This is a genomic window from Rhizobium sp. BK316 (assembly GCF_014193695.1).
Classification (GTDB): Bacteria; Pseudomonadota; Alphaproteobacteria; order Rhizobiales; family Rhizobiaceae; genus Rhizobium.
In genome coordinates this window covers 157,263-173,579 of sequence record NZ_JACHZR010000002.1, presented here as the reverse complement: position 1 = coordinate 173,579, position 16,317 = coordinate 157,263, and the positions used below count along the sequence as shown (strand labels likewise).

The 16,317-nt window shown below is 61.7% G+C and carries 14 protein-coding genes; 10 read left to right on the top strand and 4 right to left on the bottom strand.

Annotated features, from left to right (window positions below; all coding sequences use genetic code 11):
* Nucleotides 1-97: 97 nt before the first annotated feature.
* The 9 genes from purU to FHT87_RS09310 all read left to right on the top strand — a co-directional run bounded on the left by purU (nucleotide 98) and on the right by FHT87_RS09310 (nucleotide 11,929).
* The gene (purU, locus tag FHT87_RS09350; RefSeq protein WP_183727660.1) at nucleotides 98-982 is read left to right on the top strand and encodes a formyltetrahydrofolate deformylase; all 885 of its coding nucleotides are present in this window, start codon (nucleotides 98-100) and stop codon (nucleotides 980-982) included.
* A gap of 216 nt (nucleotides 983-1,198) precedes the next feature.
* Entirely contained in the window at nucleotides 1,199-4,126 is a 2,928-nt protein-coding gene (locus FHT87_RS09345; protein ID WP_183801352.1) for an aminotransferase, read from the top strand.
* A gap of 524 nt (nucleotides 4,127-4,650) precedes the next feature.
* Nucleotides 4,651-4,845 carry a hypothetical protein gene (locus FHT87_RS09340; RefSeq protein WP_007813230.1) on the top strand — a complete coding sequence of 65 codons (195 nt, stop codon included), beginning with the start codon at nucleotides 4,651-4,653 and terminating at the stop codon, nucleotides 4,843-4,845.
* 139 nt (nucleotides 4,846-4,984) lie between these two features.
* Nucleotides 4,985-5,980 carry a P1 family peptidase gene (locus FHT87_RS09335; protein ID WP_183727656.1) on the top strand — a complete coding sequence of 332 codons (996 nt, stop codon included), beginning with the start codon at nucleotides 4,985-4,987 and terminating at the stop codon, nucleotides 5,978-5,980.
* Nucleotides 5,981-6,024: 44 nt separating this feature from the next.
* Nucleotides 6,025-6,945 carry a LysR family transcriptional regulator gene (locus tag FHT87_RS09330; protein ID WP_183727654.1) on the top strand — a complete coding sequence of 307 codons (921 nt, stop codon included), beginning with the start codon at nucleotides 6,025-6,027 and terminating at the stop codon, nucleotides 6,943-6,945.
* 149 nt (nucleotides 6,946-7,094) lie between these two features.
* The gene (locus tag FHT87_RS09325) at nucleotides 7,095-8,624 is read left to right on the top strand and encodes an ABC transporter substrate-binding protein (RefSeq protein WP_183727652.1); all 1,530 of its coding nucleotides are present in this window, start codon (nucleotides 7,095-7,097) and stop codon (nucleotides 8,622-8,624) included.
* Between the two features lie 42 nt (nucleotides 8,625-8,666).
* Nucleotides 8,667-9,614, top strand: coding sequence for an ABC transporter permease (locus tag FHT87_RS09320; protein WP_183727650.1), 948 nt, complete (start codon nucleotides 8,667-8,669; stop codon nucleotides 9,612-9,614).
* A complete protein-coding gene (locus FHT87_RS09315; protein ID WP_183729161.1) occupies nucleotides 9,614-10,477 on the top strand; it encodes an ABC transporter permease in 864 nt (287 codons plus the stop codon). The genes FHT87_RS09320 and FHT87_RS09315 overlap by 1 nt, the downstream gene beginning before the upstream one ends.
* 36 nt (nucleotides 10,478-10,513) lie before the next feature.
* On the top strand, nucleotides 10,514-11,929 hold the full coding sequence (locus tag FHT87_RS09310) for an amidase (RefSeq protein ID WP_183801349.1): 1,416 nt from the start codon (nucleotides 10,514-10,516) through the stop codon (nucleotides 11,927-11,929).
* Here the strand turns inward: FHT87_RS09310 and FHT87_RS09305 are convergent.
* The 3 genes from FHT87_RS09305 to FHT87_RS09295 all read right to left on the bottom strand — a co-directional run bounded on the left by FHT87_RS09305 (nucleotide 11,911) and on the right by FHT87_RS09295 (nucleotide 14,660).
* Entirely contained in the window at nucleotides 11,911-12,765 is an 855-nt protein-coding gene (locus tag FHT87_RS09305; protein ID WP_183727646.1) for an NlpC/P60 family protein, read from the bottom strand. The genes FHT87_RS09310 and FHT87_RS09305 overlap by 19 nt on opposite strands.
* A gap of 38 nt (nucleotides 12,766-12,803) precedes the next feature.
* A complete protein-coding gene (locus tag FHT87_RS09300) occupies nucleotides 12,804-13,154 on the bottom strand; it encodes a MarR family winged helix-turn-helix transcriptional regulator (protein WP_183727644.1) in 351 nt (116 codons plus the stop codon).
* 114 nt (nucleotides 13,155-13,268) lie between these two features.
* Nucleotides 13,269-14,660, bottom strand: a complete 1,392-nt coding sequence (locus FHT87_RS09295) for a M17 family metallopeptidase (protein ID WP_183801346.1) — start codon at nucleotides 14,658-14,660, stop codon at nucleotides 13,269-13,271.
* A 139-nt stretch (nucleotides 14,661-14,799) separates the two neighbouring features.
* Here FHT87_RS09295 and FHT87_RS09290 point away from each other — a divergent pair, with 139 nt between their 5' ends.
* Nucleotides 14,800-15,633 carry a tetratricopeptide repeat protein gene (locus FHT87_RS09290; RefSeq protein WP_183801343.1) on the top strand — a complete coding sequence of 278 codons (834 nt, stop codon included), beginning with the start codon at nucleotides 14,800-14,802 and terminating at the stop codon, nucleotides 15,631-15,633.
* 1 nt (nucleotide 15,634) lies between these two features.
* Here FHT87_RS09290 and FHT87_RS09285 read toward each other — a convergent pair whose 3' ends face one another.
* On the bottom strand, nucleotides 15,635-16,267 hold the full coding sequence (locus FHT87_RS09285; RefSeq protein WP_183801340.1) for a LysE family translocator: 633 nt from the start codon (nucleotides 16,265-16,267) through the stop codon (nucleotides 15,635-15,637).
* Between the last annotated feature and the right edge of the window lie 50 nt (nucleotides 16,268-16,317).

Sequence of the window (16,317 nt, the reverse complement as noted above, 5' to 3'; positions counted from 1 at the left end):
CGGCTTGCAATTTGTTGCAGAAATGAAAGCTTGCCGGCCTGTTCGCGGCCGCAGCTTTGATCTAAGCACGGCCGACGGCTGAGAAGAGGGAGAGGACATGACGGACTACGTATTGACGGTTTCCTGCAAGTCGACGCGCGGCGTCGTAGCGGCGATTTCGACTTATCTCGCCGAAAAGGGTTGCAACATCATCGACAGTTCGCAGTTCGACGACCTCGACACAGGCAAGTTCTTCATGCGCGTCAGCTTCATCTCCGAAGAGGGCGCCACCCTTGCGGAGATCAAGGAAGGCTTCAAGCCGATCTACGAGAAGTTCGAAATGGATGCGGAAGTGCATGACGGCAGCGAGCGCCTGAAGGTGCTCCTGATGGTCTCCCGTTTCGGCCACTGTCTCAACGACCTGCTCTACCGCTGGAAGATCGGTGCTTTGCCGATCGATATCGTCGGCGTCGTCTCCAACCACTTCGATTACCAGAAGGTCGTGGTGAACCACGACATTCCCTTCCACCACATCAAGGTGACGAAGGAAAACAAGCCGCAGGCCGAGGCCCAGCTCCTTGATCTTGTCGAACAGACCGGCACGGAACTCGTCGTTCTTGCCCGCTACATGCAGGTTCTGTCGGATGCGATGTGCCGGAAGATGTCCGGCCGGATCATCAACATCCACCATTCCTTCCTGCCGAGCTTCAAGGGCGCCAATCCTTACAAGCAAGCCTATGAGCGCGGCGTGAAGCTGATCGGCGCCACGGCGCATTACGTGACGGCCGATCTCGACGAAGGCCCGATCATCGAGCAGGATACGGCGCGCATTACCCATGCACAGAGCGCTGAAGACTATGTCTCGATCGGCCGCGATGTCGAAAGCCAGGTGCTGGCGCGCGCCATCCATGCGCATATCCACCGCCGCGTGTTCCTCAACGGCAACCGCACCATCGTCTTCCCGGCCAGCCCCGGAAGCTACGCCTCCGAACGCATGGGTTGAGCCAACAACCCACTTCCCCCAAAACCGCGGCTAGAGCGCCGTGCGTCCATGCGGACGCACAAAGGTCGCTCTAACTCTTTTGACCTACGCATCAGGCTTTCCGAAAATCGATTCCGATTTTCGGGCCGATGCTATAGTGCAATCTTCCGTTGCTTGTCGGCAAGTGCTTGATTATCTGTTTTAATAGATAATCGAATCATGCCGCGGAGGGGTGCCATGACCGACGAAGCGCTTGTTGACCGCATGGCGCTGCCGCGCCCCGATGTTACCGCTTCCGAGGCCGCGGATATCCTCCTTTCCCATTACGGGCTTTCCGGCACGCTGTCCGAACTCGGCAGCCAGCAGGACCGCAACTACCGGCTCGACACGGAAGACGGCCGCTATGTGTTGAAGATCTGCCATGCCGCCTACGCGACCGAGGAACTCGAAGCGCAGAATGCCGCGATCCACCATTTGCGCGCCAAGGCGGATGCGCCCCGTGTTCCCAATGTGATAGCGTCCACCGAGGGGCAGGAGATCGTTTCCGTCAGCGTGCGGGAGCAGGATTATCAGGTCCGTTTGCTGGAATATCTCGAAGGCGAAGGCCTGACGCACCGTGCCTATCTGGCGCCTGCCTCGGTCGCGGCGCTCGGCGCGCTCTGCGCGCGGCTGGCCGAGGCGCTTGCCGATTTCACCCATCCCGGACTCGACCGCAGCCTGCAATGGGACCTGCGCCGCGCCGGACCCGTGGCCGTGCAACTGCTTTCCTCGATTACCGACAGCGTCGCGCGCGACAGAATCGCCAAGACGATGGTCATGGCCGTGCGCCGCATCCAGCCGCTTGCGCCGTCGCTGCGGCTTCAGGCGGTTCATCACGACGTGACGGGTGATAATGTCGTCAGCCGCCCTGATGTGCATGGGCGGCCTGTTCCTGACGGCGTGATCGATTTCGGCGACATCATCCGCGGCTGGCTGGTCGGCGATCTTGCCGTGACCTGCGCCTCGCTGCTGCATCAGGCAGACGGCGATCCCTTTTACATACTGCCGGCCGTGAAGGCCTATCACGAGATTTATCCGTTGACCGAGGGAGAGCTGAAAGCACTCTGGCCGCTCATCGTGGCGCGCGCCGTCATCCTCGTCGCCAGCGGCGAGCAGCAGATCGCGATCGATCCTGATAATGACTATGTCAGAGGCAATCTGGAGGGCGACCGGCGCATCTTCGATACGGCGATGTCCGTACCGTTCGAGCTGATGGAAGCGGCGATCCTGAAAGCGGCCGGTCTCGATATTGCCCGTGCCGATACGACGGACTGGCAGCCGCTCCTGCCTGACATCGATCCCGCAGCCATCGCCTATGTCGATCTCGGCGTGCAGAGCCCGCATTTTTCCGATGGCAACTGGCTCACGACCGACATGGACTGGCGGCTTCTTGCCCGCGCAGCAACGGAAACGGGAGCAGCCGCAACGCGCTACGGCGAATATCGCCTGTCCCGCACTGGCCTGCACCATGCAAAAGCCCAGGCGACCTATGCTCTGCATATGGATATCTGCCTTGCTGCGGGCAGCATCGTTGCCGCGCCTTTTGCCGGCCGGATCACCTGGTACGACCAGCATCTGGTCCTCACAGGCGCCGATATGAAGCTGCATATCGACGGCATCGAACTTTCAGTCGATGACGGCAGCGAGGTCGCCGCCGGTCAGGCGCTCGGCACGGTCTCCGGCGAGACGTCCTCACTCGGCGGATTGCGCCTGCAGCTTTGCAGCATCGCCGGCTTCGAGCCGCCGCTCTTTTCGACACCGCAACAAGCCGGGGCGTGGTCCGCGCTCTGCCCCTCGCCTTCGGTGCTCCTCGGGCCGGACGCCGATGCGCCAAAACCCGAAACGGCAGCGCTTCTCGAGCTGCGGCAGGCGCATTTCGCCAGTCCGCAGAAGAATTACTACGCGCACCCACCGCAGATCGAGCGCGGCTGGAAGGAGCATCTTTTCGATGTCGAGGGGCGCGCCTATCTCGACATGGTCAACAACGTCACGATCCTCGGGCATGGCCATCCACGCATGGCGGAAGCGATCGGCCAGCAATGGCTGATGCTGAACACCAATTCGCGCTTCCATTATGCCGCCGTCGCAGAATTCTCCGAGAGCCTTGCCTCCTTGGCACCCGATGGCTTGGATGCGGTGTTTCTCGTCAACAGCGGCTCGGAAGCCAACGATCTGGCGTTGCGGCTTGCCTGGGCGCATAGCGGCCGACGCAACATGGTCTGCCTGCTGGAGGGCTATCATGGCTGGTCGGTGGCAAGCGACGCAGTCTCCACCTCCATCGCCGACAATCCGCAGGCGTTGACGACACGGCCGGACTGGGTTCATGCCGTCGTTTCGCCCAACACCTATCGCGGCCCCTTCCGCGGGCCGGAGTCGACGGCGGATTATCTCGGCACCGTGATGCCGGTGCTGGAGGCCATCGATGCCAAAGGTGAGGGGCTGGCCGGTTTCATCGCCGAATCGGTCTATGGCAATGCCGGCGGTATTCCGTTGCCCGACGGCTATCTGACAGAGGTCTACCGGCAGGTGCGCGAACGCGGCGGTCTCTGCATCGCCGACGAGGTGCAGGTGGGCTATGGGCGGCTCGGCCATTATTTCTGGGGCTTCGAGCAGCAAGGCGTCGTGCCCGATATCATCACCATCGCCAAGGGCATGGGCGACGGCCACCCGCTCGGCGCTGTCATCACGACGCAAGAGATTGCCGCTTCGCTGGAGAAGGAAGGCTATTTTTTCTCCTCGGCCGGCGGCAGCCCGGTCAGCTGCGTTGCCGGCATGACGGTTCTCGATGTCATGGCCGAGGAGCGTCTGCAGGACAATGCCCGGGAGGTGGGCGACCATCTGAAGGGGCGGCTGGCGGCACTCATCGACCGCTATCCGATTGTGGGCGCCGTGCATGGCATGGGCCTCTATCTCGGCCTTGAATTGGTGCGCGACAGAGTGACGCTGGAGCCGGCGAGCGAAGAGACGGCGGCGATCTGCGACCGACTCTTGGAACTCGGTGTCATCATGCAGCCGACGGGTGATCACCTGAATGTGTTGAAGATCAAGCCACCGCTCTGCCTGAGCCAACAAAGTGCTGATTTCTTCGTCGACATGCTGGAAAAGGTGCTTCAGGAAGGCTGGTAGACGGGGAAGTTCGGGCATTAACGAATTCGATCTTTTCGAGGCTTTTCGATTTTTAACGAAACACCCCATTGCCGGAATCAAACCGACTTCCTATGTCTGCCTCGGCGATTTCGAGGCGTCTCGAACCGTCACATTGATTGCACGAAGGCGTGATAGAATTTTTTCTGCAAGTTAAAATGTGATGGAATGAAATTTTTCGGATCGTCGAGATTTTGACACGTTTCGGAATATGTTTCTTATAGACCATCAGATATTCTCTACCAAGTTTGTAGATTATAGAAATGGTCTTTCACCGGCCCCCGGGCTCTTCGGGGATCTCGCAAGTGCAACGCCAACGCAAGGAACGAGACATGGTTGATTTCGAAATTCTCGCCGTACTGCCTGGGCGATCTGTGCTTGGCAATGACCGTCCGGGCGCCCTCTCCCGCCCGAACTGTCGAATGTGACATTCGTCCCCCTTTCAACGGTACCAGACAAGTCAATTCGCCATAGCCTGCGCATCCGCGCGGCAGGAGTTCTATGTAATGAAAAAAGAAGTTATCGAATATGCAGGCATCCCGGTCGGGATCGTCATTCCGGATGAAGACCGGCTGAAATTCATCGCCGTCAAATTCCATGTCCATGACCTCGACGAGCAGCATTTCAGCTCGCCCGCCGAGGTGAAGCTGGCCATTCACGATCTGATGACCCGTCGCCACCCGAAGCCCCTTCATGCCTGATGCGGAACGCGGCTTCGACACCATGGAGAATTTCCGACCGGCCCGGCAAAACGGGCCGGTCTTGTTTTTTACCAGTCTTGTCTTTTAAACGCATTTGACTTCCTATCGGCGCGCTTCCCTTCAAGACAGGAGCCCGCGCTTGTCCGATCTTCTCAATCTCCTCACCGATATCGAAGGTGTCTCCGTCGGCCACGCAACCAACCTCTCGCTTGGTTCCGGAGTCACGGCCATCGTCTTCGATGAACCGGCAGTCGCCTCCGGCAGCGTGCTCGGCGGTGCGCCAGGCGGGCGCGATACAGCGCTGCTCGACCCTTCCATGGTGGTCGATGCCGTTGACGCCTTCGTGCTGTCAGGCGGATCGGCCTTCGGCCTCGACGCGGCAGGCGGTGTGCAGGCGGGATTGCGGGAGATGGGACGCGGATTTCAGGTCGGCCCAGTTCGTATCCCGATCGTACCTCAGGCGATCCTGATGGATCTGCTGAATGGCGGCGACAAGGACTGGGGCGTGCATTCGCCCTATCGCGAGATGGGCTATGAGGCCGTGAAGGCCGCCCGCAAGGGTGCCTTCGATCTCGGTACTGTCGGTGCCGGCACGGGGGCAACGACCGCGACCTTCAAGGGCGGGATCGGCTCGGCAAGCGCCGTCAGCAGCGCCGGGCATCGCATCGCAGCCATTGTCGCCGTCAACGCCGTCGGTACAGCGACAATCGGCGAAGGCCCGCATTTCTGGGCGGCCCCCTTCGAGCAGAATGGAGAATTCGGCGGGCTCGGCATGCCCAGCGAAATCGATCATCAACTGCGGCTCAAGAGCGTGAAAACGACAGCCACGACGATCGGCGCTGTGGTCACCAACGCATCGCTGATCAAGGCCGAGGCACACCGGCTTTCCGTTGCCGCCCATGATGGGCTCGCGCGTGCAGTGCTGCCCGCCCACCTGCCGCTCGACGGCGATACGATTTTTGCGGCTTCCACCGGCAAACACAAGCGCAACGACATGGCAAGCCTGATGGAATTGTGCCATCTGGCCGGGATCGTCATGGCGCGGGCAATCGCACGCGGCGTCTACGAGGCCACGGCGCTTCCGGTACCGGGCGCGCAGATGGCGTGGCGCGACCGCTATACGGCCGGGCGCTGATTGCCTAGATTACATAAAAGAGCCTGACGGCGGAGAACGGGTGAATGCAGATTCGGGCGCTGATGTATTTTGACGAGCTGGTGCGAACCAACTCCATGCGCCAGGCAGCCGAAAACCTGAATGTCGCGCCGACGGCGATCAGCCGGCAGATCGAGAACCTCGAATACCACTTCGGCGCGCCCCTGGTCGAACGCAGTGCCCGCGGTGTGAAGCTGACGGCTGCCGGGGAACTGCTGGCAGCACGCGCCGGCCGCACGCTGCGCGAGCTCGACCATGTGCAGCAGCTGATCGAGGACTTGAAGGGCCTGCAGCGCGGCCGTGTCAACATTTATGCGAACGGTGCGACGGTCGCTAATCTGCTTGCGCCGGCGCTCGCCGAATTCAGCCTGAAATATCCGAAGCTGCGCTTTGCCGTGACGATCACCAGCGCACGGGCAGCCATCGAAGCCGTCAACAGCGCGGAAGCCGATATTGCTGTGACGCTGTTTGCGCCGCCGATGTCCGGCACCAAGGTGCGGCTGCGCTCGGAAATCGCCTATGATCTCATCACCGCGCCGAACCATCCCGCAGCGTCGCGGCCGGATATTCCGCTCAAGGAGCTGGCCGAATATGCTTTGGCGCTGCCCGATCAATCCTTCGGTTTCCGCCAGGCCTTCGACGCGCTCTTCGAGAAGGAAGGGCTGAGCCTCGATCCGGTCTTCGTGACGAGTTCGCTCGAAATGCTCAAAGAACTGGTATTGAGCGGCGCGGCGGTAACGCTGCTGCCGGCGCTGACCGTTCGCCGCGAAATCGAGGCCGGGCAGCTCTGCGCCATTCCCCTTGCCGGCAAGACCGGCATCCGCACGCATGTCGATCTCTGCGTGGCGCCCGACCGGCAGCTTTCCTTTGCCGCAACGAAGCTTCTCGATTTCATCGAACGCTTCATGCGCGAACGCGCCAACCGCAGGGCGGGAAGCAAAGAGTAGACCCACGGGCTTGCATTGGGCCAAGAATTACGGTGTAGCTTTTTCGGCTACACTGAGCACACAAAATCGTCATTGTGTGTGCACTGCCGTGGTGTCACTCTATGCGCAAAAGGGTTCTGCCGAACAGCGGAACCAAACAGGGGAACAGGATGATCAAGGTTTCGCTCGCGCCGTCGGCGCGCCTCATGCGGCGTCTTTCGATGGGCGCTGCGCTTTCCGCCGGCATCATGATGCTGGCGCTGACGCCCGCGGAAGCCGCCAAGACCACGCTCAGTCTCGGCATGAGCGTCGAGCCGACCGGACTCGACCCGACGATTGCCGCCCCCGTCGCCATCGGCCAGGTGACCTGGCAAAATATCTTTGAAGGGCTGGTCAGGATTGACGAGACCGGCAAGGTGCAGCCGCAGCTCGCCAAGAGCTGGGAGATTTCCCCTGATGGCCTGACCTATACGTTCAAGCTGCAGAGCGGCGTGAAATTCCATGATGGCGAGGCCTTTGATTCCGCCGCCGCAAAATTCGCCCTCGACCGCGCCCGCGGCAAAGATTCCGTCAATCCGCAAAAGCGCTTCTTCGCGTCGATCGCGTCCATCGACACGCCCGATGCCGAAACGCTGGTGCTGCATCTCTCCACCCCGACCGGCAGCCTGATCTACTGGCTCGGCTGGCCGGCCTCTGTCATGGTCGGGCCGAAATCTGCCGATAACGATAAGACGACGCCTGTTGGTACCGGGCCGTTCAAATTTTCCGCCTGGGCCAAGGGCGACCACGTGGAACTGGTCAAGAATGACGATTACTGGAACAAGGATGGTAGCGCCAAGCTCGACAAGGTGACCTTCCGCTTCATCAACGATCCTCAGGCACAGGCGGCGGCACTGAAATCCGGCGATCTCGACGCCTTTCCGGAATTTGCCGCACCGGAGCTGATGAGTTCCTTCGATGGCGATGCGCGTCTTGCGACCAAGGTCGGAAATACCGAACTCAAGGTCGTTGCCGGCATGAACAATGCACGCAAGCCGTTCGACAACAAGCGCGTACGCCAGGCCCTGATGATGGCGATCGACCGCCAGACCGTCATCGATGGTGCCTGGTCCGGCCTGGGCACGGCCATCGGCAGCCACTATACCCCGAACGATCCCGGTTATCAGGACATGACGGGCGTGCTGCCTTATAATGTCGAAAAGGCCAAGGCACTGCTTACTGAGGCCGGTTATCCCAACGGCTTCACCTTCACGATCAAATCACCGCAGATGGCCTATGCGCCGCGCAGCGCACAGGTGATGCAGGCCATGTTGGCCGAGATCGGCGTGACGATGAATATCGAGCCCACGGAATTCCCGGCGAAGTGGGTGAAGGATGTCATGACCAGCCGTGACTACGACATGACGATCGTCGCCCATGCCGAACCGATGGACATCGATATCTATTCGCGCGATCCCTATTACTTCAACTACAAGAATCCGGCCTTCAACGATCTCATGAAGAAGGTGCAGGAAACGACCGATCCAGCCGAGCAGGCGAAGTTTTACGGCGAAGCGCAGAAGATTCTCGCCGAGGACGTGCCGGCGCTCTACCTTTTCGTCATGCCTAAACTCGGCGTCTGGGACAAGAAGCTGAAGGGCCTGTGGGAGAACGAGCCGATCCCCTCCAACGTTCTCAGCAACGTTTCCTGGGAAGAGTAAGGATCGAGGGCGGGTGGCGGCTGACAGGGTGACGAAGACGATATGATCGCACTGCTTTCCCGCCGCCTTGCCGGCCTAGTCCTTACCCTTCTCGTCGTTTCGCTTGTGATCTTCGCCGTCATGGATCTGCTGCCGGGCGATCCCGCCTCGATCATGCTCGGCACCTCGGCAAGCCCGGAGACACTGGCAGCGTTGCGGCATGAGCTCGGCCTCGACCAGCCGCTCATCCTGCGTTACGGCCAATGGCTCGCCGGCGTCTTCTCCGGCAATCTCGGGCAGTCCTACACCTACGGCGTACCGGTCGCCGGGCTGATCGTCGAGCGGTTGGCCGTGACGCTGCCGCTCGCGTTGATCGCCATCGTACTGTCGGTGCTGATTGCACTGCCGCTCGGCGTGCTGGCAGCGGCGCGGCGGGGTGGCATCCTCGATGCGATCGCCACGATCTTCTCGCAGATCAGCATCGCCGTGCCGGCCTTCTGGGTGGCGCTGCTGCTCATCATCCTGTTCTCCACAACGCTCGGGCTGATGCCGGCAGGCGGTTTTCCGGGATGGGACGCCGGGCTTCTGCCAGCGCTGCAGGCGCTGCTGATGCCGGCAGTGGCGCTGGCGCTGCCGCAGGCCGGCGTTCTCACGCGCGTCGCACGGTCTGCGGTGCTCGACACCATGCACGAGGATTTCGCGCGTACCGCCGTCGCCAAGGGGCTGCCGCAAAGCACCGTGCTCTGGCGGCATATCGTGCCGAATGCGCTGGTACCGATCCTGACCATTCTCGGGCTGCAATTCACCTTTCTTGTCGCTGGCGCGGTGCTGGTCGAAAACGTCTTCAACCTGCCGGGGCTGGGGCGGCTTGCCTTTCAGGCCCTGTCGCAGCGCGACATCGTCGTCATGCAGGATGTCGTGTTGTTCTTCGCAGGCCTCGTCATCGTCATGAACTTCATCGTCGATCTCTCCTATCTCGTGATCGACCCGCGCATGCGAAAGGCGGCATGATGGCACCCATCGTTTCCTCCGCCTTTGTCCGGCGTCGCCGAAGCTTCCGATTTAGCCGGCGAAAGAACCTGATCGCCGGCATCGGTATCGTCGGCTTTCTGGCTGCCATTGCCTTGCTATCGCTGTTCTGGACACCGCTGCCGCCGGCGAAGATGCAGATCATTCACAAGCTGCAGCCGCCGCTTGCCTTCGGCCTGCTCGGCACGGACCAGTTCGGCCGTGATGTGCTCTCTATGCTGATGGTCGGGTGCTGGAATTCGCTGTCCATCGCCATCAGCGCGGTCGCCATCGGCGGCACGCTTGGTTCGATCGCCGGTGTTTCCGCGGCGGCCATCCGCGGCCCCTGTGAGGCGCTGCTGATGCGCGCCTGCGACGTGATCTTTGCGCTGCCGCCGATCCTTTCCGCCATGATACTCGGTGCATTTCTCGGGCCGGGACGCTTTACCGCCATCGCGGCCATCGCCGTCTTCATGATACCGGTCTTTGCACGCGTGACGCTCGCTACCTCCCTGCAGGCCTGGAGCCGCGACTATGTGCTGGCGGCGCAGGCGATCGGCAACAGCCGCTTCACGATCTCGGTGCGGCATGTGCTGCCGAACATCATGAGCCAGATCATCGTGCATGCGGCGATCCAGCTCGGCCTCGCGATCCTGACCGAGGCCGGCCTTTCCTTCCTCGGCCTCGGCATGGCGCCGCCCGCGCCGACCTGGGGACGCATGCTGGCGGACGCGCAGACCTTCCTTTCGCTTGCTCCGTGGCTGGCAATCCTGCCCGGCCTTGCCATCGCGCTCACCGTCTTCGGCTTCAACATGCTGGGTGACGGATTGCGCGATCTGTTCGACCCGCGCGAAGCGAGCCGCTGATGTCCTCCCAAGACAAACCGCCCGAAAGATCAGACCATGCCAGATACCGATTTCACCATCCGCGAACTCAGGCGACGCTTCGCTGACAAAAGCCTCTCGCCGCTCGACTACTGGCTCGCGCTCGAAAAGCATATCGATGCCTGGGAGCCTTCGATCGCAGCGCTTTATCTCTATGATCCGGAAGCAGCGCGCGAGCAGGCAATGGCATCGGGCGAGCGCTGGATGAAAGGTGAAACGCTCGGACCGCTCGACGGCATTCCTGTTACCCTCAAGGAATTGATCGCCACCAAGGGACAACCGGTGCCGCTCGGCACGAAGGCGGTCGAGTTGAAGCCAGCGGAAGCGGATGCGCCGGCAGCGGCGCGGCTGCGGGAGGACGGCGCGATCATCTTCGCCAAGACGACCTGCCCAGACTACGGCATGCTCTCGTCAGGCCTTTCCAGTTTCCATCATCTCAGCCGCAACCCGTGGGACATCACACAGAACCCCGGCGGTTCGAGCGCCGGCGCTTCGGCGGCGGCGGCTGCCGGCTACGGGCCACTGCATATCGGCACGGATATTGGCGGTTCTGTGCGCCTGCCGGCCGGCTGGACTGGTGTGTTCGGCTTCAAGCCGAGCCATGGGCGCATTCCAGTTGACCCCTATTATGTCGGTCGCTGCGCGGGACCGATGACCCGGACGGTGGAGGATGCCGCTTATTCGATGGCAACCCTTTCCCGCCCCGACTGGCGCGACGGCACCAGTCTGCCGCCGAATGATTTCGACTGGATGAATCTTGCTATCGATCTCAGCGGCATGCGGATCGGACTGATGCTCGATGCGGGCTGCGGCCTGGCTGTCGATGATGATGTGAAGATTGCCGTCGAGCAGGCCGCGAAACTCTTCGAGAAGGCGGGTGCGACGATCGTTTCCGCAGGGCCGGTGCTGACACGGACCATGCTCGATGGGCTCGACGATTTCTGGCGTGCGCGTTTCTGGGGCGACATTGCCGGGCTGAGCGAGGAGCGCCGCGAAACGATCCTGCCCTATATCTACGAATGGGCGAAGGGCGGTGCCGATGTCAGCGGCGTGGATGCCGTCAAGGGTTTCAATCAGACGATCGAAATGCGCAAGACCTGTGGCCGGCTTTTCACCGAGGTCGATGCGGTGTTGTCACCGACCAATCCGGTCGTCTCCTATCCGGCCGAATGGCCCTCTCCGACCAACGATCCGAAGCTGCCCTTCGAGCACATCGCCTTCACGGTGCCGTGGAACATGTCGGAACAGCCGGCGTCGTCCATCAATTGCGGCTTCTCGAAGGGCATGCCGATCGGCCTGCAGATCGTCGGACCACGCTTCGACGACATGCGGGTGCTGAAACTCTCGAAAGCATTCGAGGATTGGACGGGCGGCATCAAGGACTGGCCAAAGCCGCCGACCGTCCGAAAGCAATCTCAGAACGGGCGCCGATAGCCGGTCGGCTGTTCGTAGAGCCAGCCGATGCGCTTGACGGCAGCGTCGAAATTCTCACGCGCCACGGTCATCGTGTGACCGTTGGCGTGGATGATGGTTTCGGGATCTTCGAAGATGGCGACGTGCCCCTTCCAGAAGACCAGATCGCCGCGGCGTACATCTGAGCGCTCGATCGGCTCGCCAAGGCCAGCCGCCTGCATATCGGTATCGCGCGGCGCGCTTCTGCCGGTCATCTGCAGCGCAAGCTGGATGAGGCCGGAGCAATCGATGCCAAGGCCGGAGCGGCCGCCCCAGAGATAGGGTGTTTCCAGGAAGCGGGCAGCGATATCGACGTAGTCCTGGCCATCCAACGCTCCAAGCGGCTGGAGATGCTTGGAGAAGATCGCCGTGCCGTCATTGAGCACCAGATAGCGATTGCCGCGCGCTTCCGTTTCGCCTGATATATGGACACGACTGCCCATCGACAGCACTGTCTTATACGGTTTGCGCAATTCCGGTTCGGGATAGAGGAAGGTGCGCTGCGGAACGACGATATGTGTCGGAGCCGGCACCGCTTCGGCGATCGCCTGTTCGGGCAGGTAGCCGACATAGCCGTCGGATGTGGCCTTGACCCAGCACCAGCCATCAGCACGATCGAAGACCGTAACGTCCTCGCCGAAAAGCAGCTCCGTATCAATACCACGGGCAAGATCCGGCTGCGGACGCAAGGCAATGACCGGAACGCAGACGCGCGCCGGCGTGCCGCTCACAAAGCGCGTCGCTTCGACCTTGCCTTCAAGGCCGGCTTCCGCGAGATCCGGGCGATAAGCGTGAAGGCGGCGGTCGAGCATCGTCATGGAATTCCTTTCAAATGGGCCTTTCAGTCGGGGGCCTTTCAGACCGGAAGCTTGCGGCCCTGCTCGCGCACGAGATCGCCGAGCTTTTCGAGATAGAGCGCGCCGCCAACGGTGCGCTTGATGATGACATTGCGCCGGTCGGCATCGTCGCGGACGCGATCGACGAGGCCCATCTCGCCCATCGTATCCAGCGCCCGGGTGATGACCGGTTTCGTCACGTTCAGCGTCGCGGCCAGCCCGCGCACGGTATGCGGCGGCGGCACGAGATAGATATGCAGCAGGATCGCCATCTGGCGCAACGTCAAATCTCTGTTGTCGTGACGGACTTGGTCGAGCGCCACGCCGTGCCAGAGGCCAAGCGCCTGTGAGGCGGTCAGTTCAATCGGCACGGCCCCTCCGGAAAATCGTTACGCTAACGTTTCATTTTCCGGCAATTGACCCGCGCAAGCAAGAGGCGGCACAGAATGCCGCCTCGCAAGGTGAATAAAATTTTAACGACCGGCTCAGCGGACGCTCTGGCGAATATGATGGTAGAGCGCACGGATGGCCTGCGCCTCGCCGCCTCCAGGCGAATGTGCGCGCTCGTTCGGCGCCCAGCCGTAGATATCGAAATGCGCCCAGCTCTTTGCTTTGCCGACGAACCGCTTCAGGAACAGTGCTGCAGTGATCGCACCGGCCATGCCGCCTGCCGGAGCATTGGTGATATCGGCGAACTTGGTGCGGATGTCCTTCTCGTAGCCAGCGTAAAGCGGCAGGCGCCAGAGCGGATCGTCCGTCTCGAGACTTGATTCCATCAGGTCTTGCGCGAGGTTCTCATCATCAGTGAAGAAGGGCGGCAGATCTGGGCCGAGGGCAACGCGGGCAGCACCCGTCAGGGTCGCCATGTCGATCAGCAGATCGGGCTCTTCCTCGTCGGCATAGGCGAGTGCGTCGGCCAAAATCAGGCGGCCTTCGGCATCGGTGTTGTCGATCTGGACCGTCAGGCCCTTGCGGCTCTTGTAGATGTCGCCGGGGCGGAAGGCATTCGACGAGATGGAATTCTCGACGACCGGGACGATGACACGCAGATCGACCTTCAGCTTTGCATCCATGATCATGAGCGCGAGGCCCATGACGTTTGCAGCACCCCCCATATCCTTCTTCATCAAGAGCATGGAAGAAGCCGGCTTGATGTCGAGGCCGCCTGTATCGAAGCAGACGCCCTTGCCGACCAGCGTCACCTTGCGGTGGCCCTTCTTGCCCCAGCGCAGTTCCAGCAGGCGCGGCGCATCGGCACTGGCGCGGCCGACGGTATGGACCAGCGGGAAGTTCTCCTTCAGCAGGTCGTCACCAATGATGACCGACATCTCGGCCTTGTAGTGGGCGGCAAGGCTGCGGAAAGCGGCTTCGAGCTGCTCCGGACCCATGTCGTTGGTCGGCGTATTGATGAGGTCGCGGGCAAGAAAGACGCCGGCGAGCTGGCGCTTGATTTCGTTGGCGTCGGCATCGCGCGGGATCATCAGCGTCGCGGCCGGGGATTTTTCGGACTTGTAACGGTCGAAACGGTAGCTGCCGAGGCCGAAGCCGAGCGCGAGACGGTTCGCCGTCAGCGGTGCGGTCTCGATGTGCCAGTCGCCGGCCGGAAGCGCGCGGGCGAGCTTGCCGGTGATGTAGGGCTGCTCCGACGGATTCGTGCCGAGCCCGAAGAGTGCACCGCCGAGATGGCCATCGGCTGTCGGGATCAGAAGCAGCGAGCCGCTTTCCGCCTTGTAGCCGGCTTTGCGAGCCCAATCGAGCGCGATCGGATCGATGGTGCCGGTTTCGATATGGGCGGGCGTGACAGCGAAGATCGGCAGCGTCGACCCACCCTTGGTGTTGAAAGGCGTCGGTCTCTCGATGAACTGGAAGGGGGCCATGGTTGTCCTTGGAGGCGGGGGCAGAATCACTTCTTAACTGTCTGTTAGGGTTAACAGACTATTGCTGGAGCGAAGATTGCGTCAAACCTTTCCCTGTTCCGCTTTGAGGTCAGGCGCCGATTTCATTCAGGATCGCGCAATGCCCGTCTCGGCCTCCATTCCTCTCAAGAAGCGTATTTTGCAGGGAACCGCGACTGCCGTCGTCATGCTGGCGCTTGCCGGCTGCTCGACGACGGCAAAGGACCGGATGACGACCGGCTCGATCCCGAAGCTCGACAGGCCGGTCGAGCAGATGGACGCCAATCAATTGCGGGCCGCCACCGACCGCGTCGGCCAGGCCTATGAGAAGAACCCGCGCGATCCCGTCAACGGCGTCAACTACGCCAATCTGCTGCGCATGAACGGACGCGACGCACAGGCGCTAGCCGTCATGCAGCAGGTCGCCATCGCCAATCCTGCCGACCGCAATGTGCTTGCCGCCTATGGCAAGGCGCAGGCAGCCGCGGGGCAGCTTCAGCAGGCGCTGGACACGATCGGCAGGGCGCAGACGCCAGACCGTCCCGACTGGCGGCTGATCTCGGCAGAAGGCGCGATCCTCGATCAGATGGGCAAGCCAAACGATGCGCGTCAGCGCTACCGCGATGCGCTCGACATCCAGCCGAACGAGCCGTCGATCCTTTCCAACCTCGGCATGTCCTATCTGCTGACGGGCGATCTGCGCACGGCGGAAACCTATCTTCGCTCGGCGGCAGGTCAGCCCTCCGCAGACAGCCGCGTGCGCCAGAACCTCGCCCTCGCCGTCGGGCTGCAGGGACGTTTTCCAGAGGCCGAGCAGATCGCGCGGCGCGAACTCTCGCCGCAGCAGGCCGATGCGAATGTCGCCTATCTGCGCGGCATGCTTTCGCAACAGAATTCCTGGCAGAAGCTCGCGGCGAAAGACACGACGTCCGCCGCCGCCAGCAATACCAACTGAGTTATTTGCCGCTCAATCCGGACAGGATGAGACGCAGGCCGAGGCCAGCCATGACCGCGCCTGCGGCCCTGTCGATCCAGGCCTTGGCAGCAATATAAACCTTGCGCGGGTGCTGGGCCGAAAAAGCGAGCGCAACGATCGCATACCATCCCGCTTCGACCAGGAAGACACCGACCGGCAGCGCCAGCAAAAGTTCCACCGGCACGGTTTTGGGCAGGAGTGCGGCAAAGATACTGGCGTAGACAACGATCGCCTTCGGATTGCTCAACTGCGTCAGCAGGGCGGCCGTGAAACTGCGCGCCGGCGTGCTTTTGCCGGCGATATCGCCTGAGAGCGCGAGCGGTTCACTTGCTCCCTTCCAGATCGCCAACGCAATGTAGATCAGATAAGCACCGCCAGCGATCTTCAGCACGAGATAAAGCCACTCGAATTGCGAGAGCAGCGCCGTCAGACCAGCAAGAGCGAGAACAGCGAAGGTCACGCCGCCGACGCCCATGCCGAGTGCTGCGGCGAGCCCATCAAAGCGGGAGCGGGAGATGGCAATGCGCGAGACGACAACGAAACTCGGACCGGGGCTCATGGCGCCGATCACCAATGCGCTGATGATGCTGATAAAGATGCCGAGAGACGACATGGCAAAACTCCATCTCTTTGTTTCACGCGAAACCGCCGCACATTTTCGCT